Source organism: Streptomyces sp. NPDC053367 (assembly GCF_044545925.1).
Lineage (GTDB): Bacteria > Actinomycetota > Actinomycetes > Streptomycetales > Streptomycetaceae > Streptomyces.
Genome location: NZ_JBITYN010000009.1, coordinates 419650 through 435665 on the forward strand (window position 1 = coordinate 419650; position 16016 = coordinate 435665).

Sequence of the window (16016 nt, forward strand, 5' to 3'; positions counted from 1 at the left end):
CTGCGTGGATATCGGGTGCGTCCGGGAGACCGGCGGGTCGGTGGGACCCGCGGTCAGTGGTCGAAGATCGATTCGGCCGGGAGGGAACCGGCCTGCGGGGCGACGGGGGTCGCCGAGCCGAGGCTCGCGATGCGGGCGACCTGGGTCGCGTCGCCCACGGCCTGGCGGACGGCGGACGTGCCGGCCGCGGCCCTTGCGTGCACGGCGGCCCGCTCCGCGGCGGAGACGGCGCTGCTCGCGACTCGCGCGGCCGCCGACCGGATGATGCGCGGCTCGTGCCCCGACGGGACGGCCCGCTCCTGGCCCGCGGTCGTCACGGGCGCCGCCGGGGTGTCGGCCTGCGCCGAGGCCTGGGTGGCCAGGACGATGCCGAGGCCGGCGGCGGCCGCGCCGACCACGGTGATGGCCTTTCTGTTCATCTGTTTCCAATCTGCCTTCACGCCGTGCATGAACGCTGGATACGGCTGCGTTCCGGGGAATCCCCCGGTGGGCGGCATCAACTATCCATGGCGTGAAGGCAGATCGGCCATTGTCAGTTACGGCATTGTCGGTTACGGCATTGTCAGGTGCGGCATTGTCAGGTGCGGCATGGCCGGTTACGGCATTGCCGCTTGTGGCATTGCCGATTCCGGCGATGCCGTCCCCTGACCCGCCGCCTCCGGTGCGAGCGCCGAGCGATGGCGGTCACCCATGATGGCCGCTTCGGTTCTCGAGCGAAGCTCGAGTTTGCGCACAATGCCGAACACGTGGGCCCGCACGGTACGTTCCGCGATTCCCAGCCGTTGTGCCAGCCCCTGGTTGGTCAGACCGTCGGCCAGCAGCAGGAGGACCTCACGCTCGCGCTTTGTGAGCAGGTCCATCCCCCTGGGCAGGCGATCCGCTGGTCGAGCGGATCGGTCGCAGCTCGGGGCTCCTGCGTGCATGACTACCCTCCGTGTTATCGATTCCCCCATGGTCGACTCGAACATAACGCAAAGGGTTTGGCGGCGGTCGGAGCGACCGGCTGCCCCGCGAAGGGGGTGAGAAGGGAGACGGCCGAAGGGCGGACGGGGTTGCTTCGCGGCCTCTATGCTGATGATCTCTCAGATGATCCACCAGTAGGCCGATGCAGACCACGGGGGAGTGGTGTGAGCACCGCGTATGTGCCGTCCCAGTCGCAGTCCTCGGGGGTGTCGCCCGGGGCGGCCGTCCTGCCGCATGCCAGTGAGGCGACGCGGCTGTTGTGTGCGGGTGTGTATCTGGACGCCGGGTACCGGGACCGCGTGATCGAGGAGCTGCACCTCAACGAGCAGCGGATCGCGGCGCCTTCGCTGGGCTTCGACGCGGCGCGGGTGCTGGCGCACGCGCTGCGCGCCCGGCGGCAGGAGATCGCCTGGGCGTCGGCGATCCTGGGGCTGTGGGTGGTCGGCGGGGGCCTGAGCGGCGGTCTTCTGCTCGTGTTCCTCCTGCCCAGCCTGCTGCTCGCGGCCGCCTCCTGGATCCGCGGGCGGGCCGCCCTGCCGCCGCTGTACCGGCTGGTGCCCGCCTTCGTGCTGCGCTGGTACGGCCGCATCCTGTTCGCCGCGCTGCTGGCCGCGATGGTGCTGGCCGCGTTCGGCGCGGGAGAGGACGAGGACTCCTACGACTCCTACGGGTACGGCTCCTCCGACGGCCTCGGGCTGTACGGCGACGACTCCGGCGACGGGGGCCTGTTCGGATGGGTGCCGGACCTCGTCGGTGAGCCGGCCTCCGCCGTCCACGTCTGGCAGGCATGGCTGGGCCTCGCCGTGCTCGCGCTGATCGCGCTGTGCGAGGCGGGCAGGCGGGGCCAGTTCGCGCGGGTGCTGGCCGGGGAACTGTCCCCGCAGCGCTTCCCGGACGCGGTGAACGACCCGGCCGAACGCGCCGAGGGCGCGCGGTTCCACCGGCTGCGCGACCGCATCCGCACCGAGCAGCACGCGCCGCTGGTCATGTACCACCAGGCGCGGCCCTTCTGCGGGGCCGGCGCGGCCTACGAGACCTGGGTGCTCGCCGTCGAACTGCGGCCCGACCCCGCGAAGAAGCAGCAGCCCCTCAGCAACCGTGCCGTGCTGGAGAGGATCCGCCCGCTGCTGGAGCGGCTGCGGCTGCCCGCCGAGACCGCCGAGCACGCCGGGCACACCGTGCGCGACCGGCTGCGCGGGCTGGAGATCGACGAGTGCGTGTTCCTGCCCGCCGAGGGCCTGGCGCGCCGCGAGGACGCCCCCTACCCGGCCTTCGCCGAGCACCGGGAGCGGGCCGTCGAGGAAGGCGCGGAGAAGCGGCGCCACTTCCTGCGCGTCCGGGTCGGCGGCTGGGAGGAGGAGCTCGTCACCACGGTGTTCGTGCGCGTCCACACCCAGGGCCGCATGCTCATGCTGGAGATCGCCCCGCATGTGCTGCTGCCGGTGCGCGCCGACTTCAAGGACGCCGACCGGGCCGCCCACCGCTTCCGCAACAACAACGCGCTGGGCAAGGCCGCCTGGGCGCTCGCCCGGGTCCCGCGCTCGGCGGCGTCCGCGCTGGCCGTGCTGTGGCGGGCCCTGGCCTACGGCTGGCGGCTGCTGACCGGCGGCCACGCGGGCGCGCTGCCGGAGGGGCCGGCGCTGTCGGTGCGCGAACTGGGTTCGGCGGACGCCGGGTCGACGTTCCAGGAGATGGACGTCGTCCGCTACCTCCGCAGCGTGCAGGACCGGGTCGCGCACGGGGTGCGCACCGCGCTCGACGAATCCGGTTACCAGACCGGCGAGTTCGTGCAGAAGATCGTCAACATCAGCAACGGCGGTGTGAACGTCGAGAACATGGGGGACGTCTCGCACAGCACCTTCGCGGTCGGCTCCCACGCCTCCGCCACCTCCGTCTCCGGCGGCGCCACGCCGCAGAAGGGATCAGCCGGCGATGCCCAGCGATGAGCCGAACATCCGCATGGGGGACGTCTCCCACAGCACCTTCGCCATCGGCAGCCACGCGCGCGCCGAGAGCCACCACCACGCGGGCGCCCCGCGCGACCCGGCCTCCGAGGAACTGCTGAACGCCGTACGGGAGCTGCGCGCCGACCTCGCCCGTGTGCGCGGGACCGAGCAGACCGCCGCGCTCGACGCGGAGCTGGCGGAGACCGAGGACGAGATCACCCGCACGGGACAGGCCGCGCCCTCCCGCCGGGAACGTCTGCGCGCCCTCCTCACCGACTCCGAGACCCTGGTCAGCCTGCTCGCGTCCGCCGGGGCCGTCGCCGCGATGGTGGGGATGTGAGAGGAGCGCGATGAGCGGGGGACAGCGGTACTGGAACGAGGACACCCAGCGCTGGGAGGACCAGGCGTCCGGCCCGGCCCCGGCCCCCTCCGCCCCGCCGCGGTCCGACGCCGCACCGGGGGCCGAAGACCTGGCGTGGTGGGACGAGGACGCGGGGACGTTCGCGGGGGCCGGACCCGGTGCGGGCCGCGAACGTCCCGCCGCGCTCACGCCACCCGCCCGCCCCACGGCCCCGGCACCGGGCTCCGCGCCCTCCGCGCCCGATCCGGCGCCGTCCGGTTCCGGATCGATGCCGTCCGGTTCCGGTTCGGTGCCGTCCGTGCCCGGTCCGGCGACGCCGCCTCCGTCCGGCTCGGTGCTGCCCGCGTCCGGCTCGGTGCCGTCCGTGCCCGGTTCGGTGACGCCGCCTCCGTCCGGTTCGGTGCCGTCCGTGCCCGGTTCGGTGACGCCGCCTCCGTCCGGCTCGGTGCCGTCCGTGCCCGGTTCGGCGACGCCGCCTCCGTCCGGCTCGGTGCTGCCCGCGTCCGGTCAGACGCCGCCTCCGTCCGGCTCGGTGCTGTCCACGTCCGGGCAGGCGCCGTCCGCGTCCGGCCCGTTGCCGTCCGCGTCCGGCCCGTTGCCGTCCGCGCCCGGCTCGGTGCTGCCCACGACAGGTCAGGCGCCGTCCGCGTCGCCCGGTCCGATGTCGCCTTCGTCCGGCTCTCTGCCCCCCGGTGTCCTGCCCGCGCAGCAGTGGCCCGGCGGACAGCCTGTGGTGACGGGCGGCGACGCCGGACCGCCCCGGCCCGCGGTGGACCGGCGGGTCGTCTGGTCGGTCGTCGTGGGCGCGGCGGTCGTCGGTGTCGCCGTGAGCCTCCTGCTGACGTTCGTCGCCGGGAAGGACGACGGCGACGGCACGGACGCCCGGCCGCCCGCGACGAGCGGCTCCCCGCGCGTGGAGTCACCGTCCCCGACGGACCCCACGCCCACCGAGGAGGAGTCCGTCCCGCCGTCGCCCACCCTCGCAGCGCCCCCGGCGGGCTATGCGCTGACCGAGGACGAGGAGGGCTTCCGCACCGCCGTCCCCGAGGGCTGGTCGCGCAGCGAGGTCGACTCGCAGTTCGGCATCTCGGTGGTCAACTACCGCAGCCCGGACGGCACTCAGCGGATCCAGGTGTACCAGGTCGCCGAGGCGTCGCCGGACGAGTCGTTCGCGCTGTACCTGTCCGAGGACACGCCCAGGCCGGACGGCTTCGTACAGCTCTCCCTGGAGAACCTGGACGACGGCGACTTCACCGGCTCGCGCCTGGAGTACCTGGCCGGTTCCATCAAGGGCGAGCCCGACGTGGGCACCTGGCACGTCTACGACGAGCGGTTCGTCGCCTCCGACGGCCAGATCTACGCCGTGGCGTCCTACGGCCCCGACTCCGACGGCGGCGGGGACGAACTGGAGCTGCTGAACACCGCGTTGGGCTGGTTCTGCCCGCCGTACGGCACCTGTGCGGGCCCGGAGCCCGACCTCTCCTAGATCTTCTGCAGCTCGTCCTGCAGCTTGTCCACGTCCACGCTGTCGCCCGCCGACGGCGTCCTCGTCGGCACCGGCTCGTCGTAGTCGTCGAAGGTGACGGACCGGTCGGTGCCGCCGCCGCGCTGGACGATCTCCACGACCCGGTGCGGCGAGTCCGTGGTGACGTACATCGTGAGGTCCTTGCCCTCCTGGCGGCCGGAGAGCGGATAGACCTCGGTGCCGCGGCGCTCGGTCCTCTCGCCCCGCTTCAGCGTGGCCGGCGTCCCCTCGCCGGAGCCGATGTCGTCCTGGAGGCTGTCGAGGTCGCAGGTGTCGGCCATGCCCTTGAGGAGGGCGTCGCGGGTGGTGCCGTGGATCCAGCGGTTCTCGAACAGCTCGGCCACCGCGTCGCCCTCCCCGCCCGGCACCTGCGCCTTCCAGAAGGCGGTGTCCGGCTTCATCCAGACCTGCTCGCCCTGCTTGACGACGGCGACGGTGCCGCCGTGGCGGCCCATCCGCAGGGTGCCGGCGCAGTCGCCGTCCTGGTCCAGGGTGAGATCCATGGAGGTGGGCTGCGTCCGGCCGGCCGCCGCCTCCTTGCCGCGGTCCGTCAGCTTCAGATGGACGGACTTCGCGTCGAGGAGGTTGTCCCGCGCCTCGTCGGCGAGCTGCCGGGCGCTGGGGTCGTCCCCCGCGGCCGCGGCCGGGGCCAGCAGCAGGGTGGCGGTCACCGCGGCGGAGAGCAGGGTCGTCATGGCCATGGCGTCACCTCCAGGCGCCCGTCAGCTCCAGGCGCGCATCACCCCCCAGCGTAGGATTCGCCCTTTTTGTCCGCATGTTCAGTGATGCAGCGCACTTTCCGGCACCGATCGCGCATGCATCCGGGGCACACGGGCATGCGCTCCCGGTCTCCGAGGGTGACCCCCGTGTCACCCAGGGGAACCACACAGGAACGGAAGGCAATACCGACCATGGCAAGGCAGCAGGCACGACGGACGATCCACGCGGACGGCGAGTGGTACGACGCGCTCTCCGGAGCCACCCGCGAGATCGTCGACCCGGCGGACGGCCGGACCTTCGACGTCGTCGCGGAGGGCGACCAGAGGGACGCGGACCGCGCCGTCGCAGCGGCCCGCCGCGCCTTCGACGGCGGACAGGGTGCCTGGCCCCGCACCCCCGCCGCCGAACGTGCCGCCCTGCTCCGGCGCGTGGCCGGCCTCCTGGCGCGCGACCGCGAGCGGCTCGGACTGCTGGAGAGCCGGGACGCCGGCAAGACCCTCGAAGAGGGCCGGGTCGACATCGACTGCGTCGCCGACGCCTTCCGCTACTTCGCCGACCTCGTCGCCGCCGAGACCCCCGGCCGGGTCGTGGACGCGGGCTCGCCCGACATCCACAGCGTCGTCGTGCACGAACCCGTCGGCGTGTGCGCGCTGATCACCCCCTGGAACTACCCCCTGCTCCAAGCCAGTTGGAAGATCGCGCCGGCCCTCGCCGCAGGCAACACCTTCGTCGTCAAGCCCAGCGAGATCACCCCGCTGACGACGGTCGCCCTGATCGACCTGCTCCTGGAGGCGGGCCTGCCCGCCGGGACCGCGAACCTCGTCACCGGCCCCGGCCACACGGTCGGCGCCCGCCTCGCCGAGCACCCCGACGTCGACCTGGTCTCCTTCACCGGCGGCCTGGCCAGCGGCGTCAAGGTCGCCCAGGCCGCCGCCCCCACCGTCAAGAAGGTCGCCCTCGAACTCGGCGGCAAGAACCCCAACGTCGTCTTCGCCGACGCCTGCGCCACCGACGAGGGCTTCGACACGGCCGTCGACCAGGCCCTCAACGCCGCCTTCATCCACAGCGGCCAGGTCTGCTCGGCCGGCTCCCGCCTCATCGTCGAGGAGACCGTCAGGGACCGCTTCGTCGCCGAACTCGCCGGGCGCGCAAGCCGTATCCGCCTCGGCCGCGGCACCGACGACGGCGTCGAGTGCGGCCCCCTCGTCTCCGAGCAGCAGCGCGCCAAGGTCGAGGCGTACGTCGCCTCCGCGCTGGAGGAGGGCGCGGTGCTGCGGACCGGCGGCAAGCGCCCCGAGGGGCCCGGGTACTTCTACGAGCCGACCGTCCTCGACGGGTGCCACCGCGAGATGAAGGTCGTCCGCGAGGAGGTCTTCGGCCCGGTCCTCACCGTCGAGACGTTCCGCACCGAGGACGAGGCCGTCGCCCTCGCCAACGACACCGAGTACGGCCTGGCGGGCGCGGTGTGGACGGCGGACGCGGGCCGAGCCCGGCGCGTCGCGGGCCGGCTGCGGCACGGCACCGTCTGGATCAACGACTTCCACCCCTACCTGCCCCAGGCGGAGTGGGGCGGCTTCGGCAGGAGCGGCGTCGGCCGCGAACTGGGCCCGTCCGGGCTCGCCGAGTACCGCGAGACCAAGCACGTCTACCAGAACCTGGCGCCCTCACCCGTGCGTTGGTTCAAGGGCTGAGCCCGCTCGCCGCTCGCCTCTGAGAGTGCCGCGTCATGCCGTCCGGCGTCTGCGGCTTCGTCGGGGCTCGTCGCGCAGCTCCCCGCGCCCCTTCGGCGGCGTCCGCGCCACGGCCCCCTTCGAACCTGACCCCCTGGAGTTCCCTCCCCATGTCCCACGACACACCCATGAACGAATACGACTACGTCGTCATCGGCGGCGGCACCGCAGGGTCCGTCATCGCCTCCCGCCTCACCGAGAACCCCGACGTCACCGTCGCCGTCGTCGAGGGCGGCCCCAGCGACGTCGGCCGCGACGACGTCCTCACCCTGCGCCGCTGGATGGGCCTGCTCGGCGGCGAGCTCGACTACGACTACCCCACGACCGAGCAGCCCCGCGGCAACTCCCACATCCGGCACAGCCGCGCACGTGTGCTGGGCGGCTGCTCCAGCCACAACACCCTCATCTCCTTCAAGCCGCTCCCCTCCGACTGGGACGAGTGGGAGGCGGCCGGCGCCAAGGGCTGGGGTGCCGTCACGATGGAGGCCTACTTCGCGCGGCTGAAGAACAACATCGTCTCCGTCGACGAGAAGGACCGCAACGCCATCGCCCGCGACTTCGTGGAGGCGGCCGAGGCGGCGCTCGGCGTCCCCCGGATCGAGGGCTTCAACAAGCAGCCGTTCACCGAGGGCGTCGGCTTCTTCGACCTCGCCTACCACCCCGAGGACAACAAGCGCTCCTCGGCGTCGGTGGCGTATCTGCACCCGGTCATGGACGAGCGCCCCAACCTGACGATCCTGCTGGAGACCTGGGCGTACAGACTGGAGCTCGGCCAGGGCCGGGCCGAGGGCGTCCATGTGCGCACCAAGGACGGCGGGGAACTGCTCCTCCGGGCCCGCCGCGAGGTCGTCCTGTGCGCCGGCGCGATCGACTCGCCCCGGCTGCTGCTGCACTCGGGCATCGGCCCGCGGGAGGACCTGGAGGCGCTCGGCATACCCGTGGCGCTCGACCTGCCCGGCGTCGGCGAGAACCTCCTCGACCACCCCGAGTCGGTGATCGTGTGGGAGACGAACGGCCCCATCCCGGAGAACTCCGCGATGGACTCCGACGCGGGCCTGTTCGTGCGCCGCGACCCCGGACACCCGGGCCCGGACCTGATGTTCCACTTCTACCAGATCCCCTTCACCGACAATCCCGAGCGACTGGGCTACGAGCGGCCGGAGTTCGGCGTCTCGATGACCCCGAACATCCCCAAGCCGAGGAGCCGGGGCCGGCTGTACCTCACCAGCCCCGACCCGTCCGTGAAGCCCGCGCTGGACTTCCGCTACTTCACCGACGAGGACGACTACGACGGCCGCACCCTCGTCGACGGCATCCGCATCGCCCGCGAGATAGCGAAGGCCGAACCCCTGGCCGGCTGGCTCAGGCGCGAGGTCTGCCCCGGCCCCGACGTCACGAGCGACGAGGAGCTCGGCGAGTACGCCCGCAAGGCGGCGCACACCGTGTACCACCCGGCGGGCACCTGCCGCATGGGCGCGGCCGACGACGAACTCGCCGTCGTGGACCCGGAGTTGCGCGTCCGCGGCCTGGAGGGCATCCGGATCGCCGACGCGTCCGTGTTCCCGACCATGACCGCCGTCAACCCGATGATCGGAGTGCTCATGGTCGGGGAGAAAGCCGCCGAGCTGATCGGTGGTGATGCGTGATGAGTACCCCCGTGTTCTCCGTCGACGGACTGTGGAAGGTGTTCGGCCCCAAGGCGGACCGCGTCCCCGCAGACCCCGAGCTCGCCGCCCTCGGCCCCGCCGCGCTGCGCGACCGCACCGGCTGCACCGCCGCCGTCCGGGACGTGTCGTTCGACGTCCGCAAGGGCGAGGTCTTCGTGGTCATGGGCCTGTCCGGCTCCGGCAAGTCCACCCTGGTGCGCTGTCTGACCCGGCTGATCGAGCCGACCGCCGGGTCCCTCGCCATCGACGGCGAGGACGTCCGCGCCATGGACGCGGCCCGGCTGCGCGATCTGCGCCGGCACCGCGCCGCGATGGTCTTCCAGCACTTCGGCCTGCTGCCGCACCGCACGGTCCTCGACAACGTGGCCTACGGCCTGGAGATCCAGGGCGTCGGCAAGGCCCGACGCCGCGAGCGGGCCGCCGAGTTCGTCGCCAAGGTCGGCCTGGAGGGCCTCGAACAGCGCAGGCCCGGCCAGCTGTCCGGCGGCCAGCAGCAGCGCGTGGGCCTCGCCCGGGCGCTGGCCGTGGACCCGGAGGTGCTGCTGTTCGACGAGCCGTTCAGCGCCCTGGACCCGCTGATCCGGCGCGACATGCAGGAGGAGGTCGTCCGCCTGCACCGCGAAGAGGGCCGCACGATGGTGTTCATCACCCACGACCTGAACGAGGCGCTGCGCCTCGGCGACCGCATCGCCCTGATGCGCGACGGCCGTGTCGTCCAGCTGGGCACGCCCGAGGAGATCGTGGGCTCCCCGGCCGACGACTACGTCCGCGACTTCGTCCGTGACGTGCCGCGCGAGCAGGTCATCACCGTCCGTACGGCCATGCGCCCCGCGTCGGCCGACGAGGCGGGCTCCGGCCCGGCGGTGGCTCCCGGCGCGACGGTCGCCGAGGCGATCGAGGCCGTGGCGCGGGCGGGCGGGCCGGCCCGGGTCGTGGACCGGGGCCGCTGCCTGGGCGTGGTCGACCACGAGCGGCTGCTGGGGGTGGTCGCCGGGGTCGCCACGAGCGGCCCCGCACCGGCCGTGCCCGCCCCGCGGCCCGCCCCGCTCCCGGGCGCGGAGAACGCGGAGGCCGTCTGATGGCCACGCTCACCGCGACACCCCCGCGCACCCTGCCCGCCTTCCTGCGCCACCGCGGCCTCGCCAAGCTGCTCCTGCTCGCGCTCGCCGCCGCGGTCCTGGTGCCGCCGGCCGTGATCCGCTGGCCGGACGCGACCTGGCCCGCCGCCCTCACCGTCGATCTCGACAAGCCGCTGACCGGCGCCGGCGAGTGGATCATCGACCACCGCGACAGCCACCCGGTCTTCCTCTACGGCCTCGGCCACGTCAGCAACGCGGTCGTGCTCGCCGTCCGCGCCGTCTACCTCACCCTCCTCGCCGCGGGCTGGGCCGGAGTCACCGCGATCGGCGCATTCGTCGCCTGGCGGGTGGCGGGCGCCCGCCTCGCGCTCGGCACGGCCGTCGCCTTCCTCGCCTGCGGCGCGCTCGGCATGTGGGTGCCCACGATGCAGACCCTGGCACTGATGACCGTCGCGGTCCTCGCCTCCGTCGTCGTGGGCGCGCTGCTCGGCCTCGCCGGCGGGCTGTCCGACCGGCTGCACCGCGCCCTGCGCCCCCTGCTGGACACCATGCAGGTGCTGCCGGCCTTCGCCTATCTGCTGCCCGTCGTGCTGGTCTTCGGCATCGGCGTGCCCGCCGCGGTCCTCGCCACCGTCGTCTACGCCGCCCCGCCCATGGCACGCCTGACCGCGCTCGGCCTGCGCGGCGCCGACCAGGGGGTCCTGGAGGCGGTCGACTCGCTGGGCGCCACCGCCCGCCAGCGGCTGCTGACCGCCCGGATCCCGCTGGCCCGCAGGGAACTCCTCCTCGGCCTCAACCAGACGATCATGATGGCGCTGTCCATGGCGGTCATCGCCTCCGTGATCGGCGCCGGCGGCCTCGGCGACCGCGTCTACCAGGCGCTCGCCTCCGTCGACGTCGGCGCGGCCCTCGCCGCCGGCATCCCGATCGTGCTGCTCGCGGTCGTGCTGGACCGGGTCACCGCCGCGGCGGGCCGCAGCGGCACCCGGCCGGCGCGGACGGCGTGGCCGTACGCCCTCGCCGGCGCGGCCGGGACCGCGGTCGCCGGGCGGCTCGCGGGCCGCACGGAGTGGCCCGAGGCGTGGGAGCTGGACATCGCCGCCCCCGTCAACCACGCGGTCGACTGGATGACCGCGCACCTGTACTCGGGCGTGCCCGTGATCGGCGGCACCGCCGACTGGGCGGGCCGGTTCACCACCTGGGTCCTCGACCCGCTGCGCGACGGCCTGCTGTGGCTGCCCTGGTGGGCGGTGCTGCTCGTGGTGGCGGCCCTGGCCTGGCTGATCGGCACCTGGCGCAGCGCCCTCACGGCGACCGCCGCCATGGCCGCAATCGGGGTGCTGGGCGTGTGGGAACCCGCCCTGGACACCCTCTCCCAGGTCCTCGCGGCCGTCGCCGTCACCCTGGTCCTCGGGTTCGCCGTCGCCGTGGCGGCCGCCCGCAGCGAGCGGGTCGAGAGGCTGCTGCGGCCCGTCCTCGACGTGTTCCAGACGATGCCGCAGTTCGTGTACCTGATCCCGGTCGTCGCCCTGTTCGGCGTCGGCCGCGCCCCGGCCGTCGCCGCCGCGGTCGTCTACGCGCTGCCCGCCGTCGTCCGGATCACCGCGCAGGGACTGCGCCAGGTCGACCCGGCCGCGCTGGAGTCCGCGCGCTCGCTCGGCGCGACCGGCCGGCAGCAGCTGTGGCAGGTCCAGCTGCCGCTCGCCCGCCCCGCGCTGCTGCTCGCCGTGAACCAGGGCGTGGTCCTGGTCCTCGCCGTCGTCATCATCGGCGGCCTGGTCGGCGGCGGAGCGCTCGGCTACGACGTCGTCCTCGGGCTGGCCCAGGGCGACCTGGCCACCGGCCTGGTGGCGGGCGCCGCCATCGTGTGCCTGGGCCTGATGCTCGACCGCGTGACCCAGCCGACCGAGCGGCGCGCGAAGAAGGGAGCCTGACATGCGTATCCGTACCTTCGCCGCGGTGGGCGCGCTGACACTGCTCACCGGCTGCGGCGCCGCCGACATGACCGAGCAGGCCTCGCCCTTCGCGAACGCCGGGGGCGCGAAGACCGTGACCCTGTCCGTGCAGTCCTGGGTGGGAGCGCAGGCCAATGTGGCCGTCGCCCGGTACCTGCTGGAGCACGAGCTGGGCTACCGCGTCGACACCGTCCAGGTCGACGAGGTGCCCGCCTGGGACGCGCTCAGCCAGGGCCGCGTCGACGCCATCCTGGAGGACTGGGGCCACCCGGACCAGGAGCAGCGGTACGTCGAGGACAAGAAGACCATCGCGCGCGGCGGCGACCTCGGGGTCACCGGGCACATCGGCTGGTTCGTGCCGGCCTACTTCGCGAAGCAGCACCCGGACGTCACCGACTGGAAGAACCTCGACAAGTACGCCGACCGGATGCGCACCCCGGAGAGCGGCGGCAAGGGCCAGCTCCTGGACGGCTCCCCGTCGTACGTCACCAACGACAAGGCGCTGGTGAAGAACCTCGGCCTGGACTACCAGGTGGTGTTCGCCGGCTCCGAGGCCGCCCAGATCACGCAGATCCAGCAGTTCGCCAAGGCGAAGAAGCCCTTCCTGACCTACTGGTACGCACCCCAGTGGCTGTTCGAGAAGGTGCCCATGACCGAGGTGAAGCTGCCCGCGTACGAGGACGGCTGCGACGCCGACCCGGAGAAGGTCGCCTGCGCCTACCCGCGCACCCCGCTGCAGAAGTACCTCAACGCGGACTTCGCACGCGACGGCGGGCGGGCCGCCGCCTTCCTGAAGAAGTTCCGGTGGACCACCGAGGACCAGAACGCGGTGTCCCTGATGATCGCCGACCAGAAGCTCACGCCCGAGCAGGCGGCGAAGAAGTGGGTGGACGGCCACGAGTCGACGTGGCGGGCGTGGCTGTCCTGACGGTCACTTCACCAGTCCGGCCGCGATCTCCCGCAGGGCCGCCGTCGCCCGCCGCTGCAGGCCCGGCCCGAACGTGACGCGGGTCGCCCCTCGTTCGCCGAGCTCGGCGGGCGAGGGGCCCTCGCCCGCCGCGGCCGGCGCGTACACGTTCAGCGGCCCCTGGATCCCCGACCGCAGCAGCGGCAGCAGGTCCGGCGGGGCGCCGATCGGGTACACGCAGTCGGCGCCCGCGGCGACGTACGCTGCGGCCCGCGCGATGGCCTGTTCGGGGTCGCCGTCGCCGTGCAGGAACACATCGATCCGGGCGTTCACGAACAGCCGGTCGGCCGCCTCGGAGCGCATCTCGGCGAGCCGGTCGGCGTGCGCCCGCGGGTCCTGGAGGACACCGCCCTCGGAGTCCTCCAGGTTGCAGCCGACGGCCCCCGCCTCCAGCAGCCGCTCCACCAGCTCCTTCGGCGCGAGCCCGTAGCCGCCCTCGACGTCCGCGGACACCGGCACGTCCACGGCCCGCGTGATCCGGGCGACCGCCGCGAACATCTCGTCGGCCGGGGTCCGCCCGTCCTCGTAGCCGAGCGAGGCGGCGACCCCCGCGCTGGGCGTGGCGAGCGCGGGGAAGCCCGCCTCCGCGAAGACCCGGGCGCTGGCCGCGTCCCAGGGGCCGGGCAGGACGAGCGGGTCGTCGGCGGACGGGCGGCGGTGCAGGGCGCGGAAGAGCCGGGCGCGGTCGGTCACTGCTTGTACATCCCCGGCTCGTAGTGCCCCGGCGCCAGCCGGCAGGTCACGCCGAACCGGTTCCACGCGTTGATGACCGTGATCACGGCGATCAGCTGGGCCAGCTCCGCCTCCTCGAAGTGCTTGGCCGCCCGCTCGTACACCTCGTCCGGCACGAAACCGTCGGTCAGCACGGTCACCGCCTCGGTCAGCGCGAGCGCCGCCAGCTCCTTCTCGGTGTAGAAGTGCTCGGACTCCTCCCAGGCGCTGAGCTGGACGATCCGCTCCACGCTCTCCCCGGCGGCGAGCGCGTCCTTGCTGTGCATGTCCACGCAGAACGCGCAGTGGTTGACCTGCGAGGCGCGGATCTTCACCAGCTCGACCAGCACCGGGTCGAGACCCTTCTTGGCGGCCACCTCCAGCCGCACCATGGCCTTGTAGACATCGGGGGCGAGTTCCGCCCAGGGCAGGCGGGCGGGGCGTTCGGGGGCGTACTCGCCGGCATCGTTCGTCGTCATGTCCTCGACCCTAGGAGCGAGGCGTCCCAGGGGTATGGTCCATTCCCATGGCGGAATCGTGGGCCACTTTCGGCGTCGACCTGCATCTGGAGCCCGCCGGGCCGGGCCTGCGGCGCGGGCTGACCGACGCCCTGCGCGAGGCCGTGCGCACCGGCCGGCTCGCGCCCGGCACCCGGCTGCCGTCCTCCCGCGCCCTCGCCGCCGACCTCGGCATCGCCCGCAACACCGTCGCCGACGCCTACGCCGACCTCGTCGCCGAGGGCTGGCTCACCGCCCGGCAGGGCTCGGGCACCCGCGTCGCCGACCGGGCGGCACCGGCGGCCCCGGCCGGCCCGCCGCCGGCGCACCGCGCTCCCGGCCGCCCCCGCTACGACCTCACCCCCGGCACCCCCGACCTCGCCTCCTTCCCCCGTGCCGCCTGGCTCAGAGCCACCCGCCGCGCCCTGACGGCCGCCCCGCACGACGCCTTCGGCTACGGCGACCCGCGCGGCCGCATCGAACTGCGCACCGCCCTGGCCGGCTACCTCTCCCGCGCCCGCGGGGTGCGCACCGACCCCGACCGCATCGTCGTCTGCGCCGGCTTCGCCCAGGGCCTGCGGCTGCTGACGGAGGCCCTGCGCGGGCGCGGCCTCACCTCCCTGGCCGTGGAGTCCTACGGCCTCGACCTCCACTGGGACCTCGTCGAACGGGCGGGCCTGCGCACGGTCCCGCTGCCGCTCGACACCCAGGGCACGGTCACGGACGGCCTCGGGGGCGAGGGGCTGCCCGGGGACGCCCCGGACGGCGGCCTCGGTGCCGCACGGGCCGTGCTGCTCACCCCCGCCCACCAGTTCCCCATGGGCGTCGCCCTGCGCCCCGACCGGCGCGCCGCCCTCGTCGACTGGGCCCGCCGCACCGGCGGACTGATCCTGGAGGACGACTACGACGGGGAGTTCCGCTACGACCGCCGCCAGCCCGTCGGCGCGCTCCAGGTCCTCGACCCCGACCACGTCGCCTACCTCGGCACCGCCAGCAAGTCCCTCGCCCCGGGCCTGCGCCTGGGCTGGCTGGTGCTGCCGCGGCCGCTCGTGCAGGAGGTGGCGGAGCTGGGCGGCGCCCGCTCCACCGGCGTCATGGAGCAGCTGGCCCTCGCCGAGTTCATCGCCTCCGGCGCCTACGACCGCCATCTGCGCGCCGCCCGGCTGCGCTACCGGCGCCGCCGGGACGCCCTGGTCGCCGCCCTCGCCGAACGCGCCCCCGAGGTGACCGTCACCGGTATCGCCGCCGGACTGCACGCGGTGCTGCGCCTGCCGCCCGGCGCCGAGCAGTCCGTCGTCCGCGCCGCCGCCTGGCACGGACTCGCCGTGCACGGACTGTCCCGCTTCCGCCACCCCGCCGCCCGCGTCGACCCCCTCGACGCCCTCGTCATCGGCTACGGCACCCCGCCCGACTCCGCCTGGGCCGGAACCCTCGACGCGCTGTGCGCGGCCCTCCCGTAAGGTGTTCGCGCACGCGATCGAACTCCCGGGGGAGACAGGGCAGATGGCACAGGCTCGGCGAAGGCTGCGCTCCAGCACGGTCGTCCTCGGCGGCATGGGCGTCGTCGCGGCGGCCCTCACCTCCTGCGGCTCCGACCCCGACCGCCGCTGCGTGGACCGCGACAGCTACGACTACCTCAACGGCTACAGGATCGTCGCCGACGGCAACTGCAAAGCGGGCACGTCCGGTTCGTCGTCGGGCAAGGGCGGCAAGGGCGGCAAGGGCGGCAAGTCCGGCGAGGCCGGCGCGCGGGACGCGGCCTGGTACTACGACGCCGAGGTCGACGGCGGCTACGCCGACCACGGCACCTTCAGCCGCAGCGAGGCCGTCGACCGGGGCGGCTTCGGCTGCTCGGGCTCGGGCAGCGGCGGCGGCTGAGCCCGCACCCGCACGGA

15 protein-coding genes are annotated in these 16016 nt (G+C 73.9%); 10 read left to right on the plus strand and 5 right to left on the minus strand.

Features of this window, described 5'->3' with window-relative positions; all coding sequences use genetic code 11:
* Positions 1-53: 53 nt before the first annotated feature.
* Complete coding sequence (locus ACIGXJ_RS26590; protein WP_399650087.1) at positions 54-419, minus strand: hypothetical protein; 366 nt, start codon at positions 417-419, stop codon at positions 54-56.
* Positions 420-596: 177 nt separating this feature from the next.
* Complete coding sequence (locus ACIGXJ_RS26595; protein WP_399650090.1) at positions 597-860, minus strand: helix-turn-helix transcriptional regulator; 264 nt, start codon at positions 858-860, stop codon at positions 597-599.
* 267 nt (positions 861-1127) lie between these two features.
* Here ACIGXJ_RS26595 and ACIGXJ_RS26600 point away from each other — a divergent pair, with 267 nt between their 5' ends.
* Genes ACIGXJ_RS26600 through ACIGXJ_RS26610 form a run of 3 tightly spaced genes read left to right on the plus strand, consistent with a single transcriptional unit; the run spans position 1128 to position 4756 of the window.
* Positions 1128-2909 carry a hypothetical protein gene (locus ACIGXJ_RS26600; RefSeq protein ID WP_399650093.1) on the plus strand — a complete coding sequence of 594 codons (1782 nt, stop codon included), beginning with the start codon at positions 1128-1130 and terminating at the stop codon, positions 2907-2909.
* Positions 2896-3249: a hypothetical protein gene (locus tag ACIGXJ_RS26605; RefSeq protein WP_399650095.1), complete on the plus strand. Its 354-nt coding sequence runs from the start codon at positions 2896-2898 to the stop codon at positions 3247-3249. Before ACIGXJ_RS26600 ends, ACIGXJ_RS26605 begins: the two co-directional genes overlap by 14 nt.
* Positions 3250-3259: 10 nt before the next feature.
* A complete protein-coding gene (locus ACIGXJ_RS26610) occupies positions 3260-4756 on the plus strand; it encodes a hypothetical protein (RefSeq protein WP_399650098.1) in 1497 nt (498 codons plus the stop codon).
* Here the strand turns inward: ACIGXJ_RS26610 and ACIGXJ_RS26615 are convergent.
* Complete coding sequence (locus ACIGXJ_RS26615) at positions 4753-5496, minus strand: hypothetical protein (RefSeq protein WP_399650100.1); 744 nt, start codon at positions 5494-5496, stop codon at positions 4753-4755. The two genes, ACIGXJ_RS26610 and ACIGXJ_RS26615, sit on opposite strands and share 4 nt — an antisense overlap.
* Positions 5497-5706: 210 nt before the next feature.
* Between ACIGXJ_RS26615 and ACIGXJ_RS26620 the strand changes: the two genes are divergently transcribed.
* The 5 genes from ACIGXJ_RS26620 (at position 5707) to ACIGXJ_RS26640 (ending at position 12874) form a co-directional block, all read left to right on the plus strand.
* Positions 5707-7206, plus strand: a complete 1500-nt coding sequence (locus tag ACIGXJ_RS26620) for an aldehyde dehydrogenase family protein (RefSeq protein WP_399650103.1) — start codon at positions 5707-5709, stop codon at positions 7204-7206.
* A 167-nt stretch (positions 7207-7373) separates the two neighbouring features.
* On the plus strand, positions 7374-8891 hold the full coding sequence (locus ACIGXJ_RS26625) for a GMC family oxidoreductase (protein WP_399650106.1): 1518 nt from the start codon (positions 7374-7376) through the stop codon (positions 8889-8891).
* Positions 8891-9991: a glycine betaine/L-proline ABC transporter ATP-binding protein gene (locus ACIGXJ_RS26630; protein ID WP_399650108.1), complete on the plus strand. Its 1101-nt coding sequence runs from the start codon at positions 8891-8893 to the stop codon at positions 9989-9991. The genes ACIGXJ_RS26625 and ACIGXJ_RS26630 overlap by 1 nt, the downstream gene beginning before the upstream one ends.
* Positions 9991-11925 carry an ABC transporter permease subunit gene (locus tag ACIGXJ_RS26635; RefSeq protein ID WP_399650110.1) on the plus strand — a complete coding sequence of 645 codons (1935 nt, stop codon included), beginning with the start codon at positions 9991-9993 and terminating at the stop codon, positions 11923-11925. Before ACIGXJ_RS26630 ends, ACIGXJ_RS26635 begins: the two co-directional genes overlap by 1 nt.
* 1 nt (position 11926) lies before the next feature.
* Complete coding sequence (locus ACIGXJ_RS26640) at positions 11927-12874, plus strand: ABC transporter substrate-binding protein (RefSeq protein WP_399650112.1); 948 nt, start codon at positions 11927-11929, stop codon at positions 12872-12874.
* Positions 12875-12877: 3 nt separating this feature from the next.
* On the opposite strand, the gene ACIGXJ_RS26645 is transcribed toward ACIGXJ_RS26640, so the two are convergent.
* The gene (locus ACIGXJ_RS26645; RefSeq protein ID WP_399650115.1) at positions 12878-13606 is read right to left on the minus strand and encodes an isocitrate lyase/phosphoenolpyruvate mutase family protein; all 729 of its coding nucleotides are present in this window, start codon (positions 13604-13606) and stop codon (positions 12878-12880) included.
* On the minus strand, positions 13603-14103 hold the full coding sequence (locus ACIGXJ_RS26650; RefSeq protein WP_399650118.1) for a carboxymuconolactone decarboxylase family protein: 501 nt from the start codon (positions 14101-14103) through the stop codon (positions 13603-13605). Before ACIGXJ_RS26650 ends, ACIGXJ_RS26645 begins: the two co-directional genes overlap by 4 nt.
* Positions 14104-14150: 47 nt before the next feature.
* On the opposite strand from ACIGXJ_RS26650, the gene ACIGXJ_RS26655 reads away from it, so the two are divergent.
* Positions 14151-15581, plus strand: a complete 1431-nt coding sequence (locus ACIGXJ_RS26655; protein WP_399650120.1) for a PLP-dependent aminotransferase family protein — start codon at positions 14151-14153, stop codon at positions 15579-15581.
* 43 nt (positions 15582-15624) lie between these two features.
* On the plus strand, positions 15625-15999 hold the full coding sequence (locus ACIGXJ_RS26660; RefSeq protein ID WP_399650123.1) for a hypothetical protein: 375 nt from the start codon (positions 15625-15627) through the stop codon (positions 15997-15999).
* Positions 16000-16016: the final 17 nt, after the last annotated feature.

What these genes read in the sequence shown, in the direction of transcription:
- ACIGXJ_RS26615 (WP_399650100.1), bottom strand. Translation starts at nt 5,496, where the DNA reads ATGGCCATGACGACCCTGCTCTCCGCCGCGGTGACCGCCACCCTGCTG.
- ACIGXJ_RS26620 (WP_399650103.1), top strand. Translation starts at nt 5,707, where the DNA reads ATGGCAAGGCAGCAGGCACGACGGACGATCCACGCGGACGGCGAGTGG.
- ACIGXJ_RS26660 (WP_399650123.1), top strand. Translation starts at nt 15,625, where the DNA reads ATGGCACAGGCTCGGCGAAGGCTGCGCTCCAGCACGGTCGTCCTCGGC.
- ACIGXJ_RS26650 (WP_399650118.1), bottom strand. Translation starts at nt 14,103, where the DNA reads ATGACGACGAACGATGCCGGCGAGTACGCCCCCGAACGCCCCGCCCGC.
- ACIGXJ_RS26605 (WP_399650095.1), top strand. Translation starts at nt 2,896, where the DNA reads ATGCCCAGCGATGAGCCGAACATCCGCATGGGGGACGTCTCCCACAGC.
- ACIGXJ_RS26590 (WP_399650087.1), bottom strand. Translation starts at nt 419, where the DNA reads ATGAACAGAAAGGCCATCACCGTGGTCGGCGCGGCCGCCGCCGGCCTC.
- ACIGXJ_RS26630 (WP_399650108.1), top strand. Translation starts at nt 8,891, where the DNA reads ATGAGTACCCCCGTGTTCTCCGTCGACGGACTGTGGAAGGTGTTCGGC.
- ACIGXJ_RS26595 (WP_399650090.1), bottom strand. Translation starts at nt 860, where the DNA reads ATGGACCTGCTCACAAAGCGCGAGCGTGAGGTCCTCCTGCTGCTGGCC.
- ACIGXJ_RS26610 (WP_399650098.1), top strand. Translation starts at nt 3,260, where the DNA reads ATGAGCGGGGGACAGCGGTACTGGAACGAGGACACCCAGCGCTGGGAG.
- ACIGXJ_RS26655 (WP_399650120.1), top strand. Translation starts at nt 14,151, where the DNA reads ATGGCGGAATCGTGGGCCACTTTCGGCGTCGACCTGCATCTGGAGCCC.
- ACIGXJ_RS26635 (WP_399650110.1), top strand. Translation starts at nt 9,991, where the DNA reads ATGGCCACGCTCACCGCGACACCCCCGCGCACCCTGCCCGCCTTCCTG.
- ACIGXJ_RS26625 (WP_399650106.1), top strand. Translation starts at nt 7,374, where the DNA reads ATGAACGAATACGACTACGTCGTCATCGGCGGCGGCACCGCAGGGTCC.
- ACIGXJ_RS26640 (WP_399650112.1), top strand. Translation starts at nt 11,927, where the DNA reads ATGCGTATCCGTACCTTCGCCGCGGTGGGCGCGCTGACACTGCTCACC.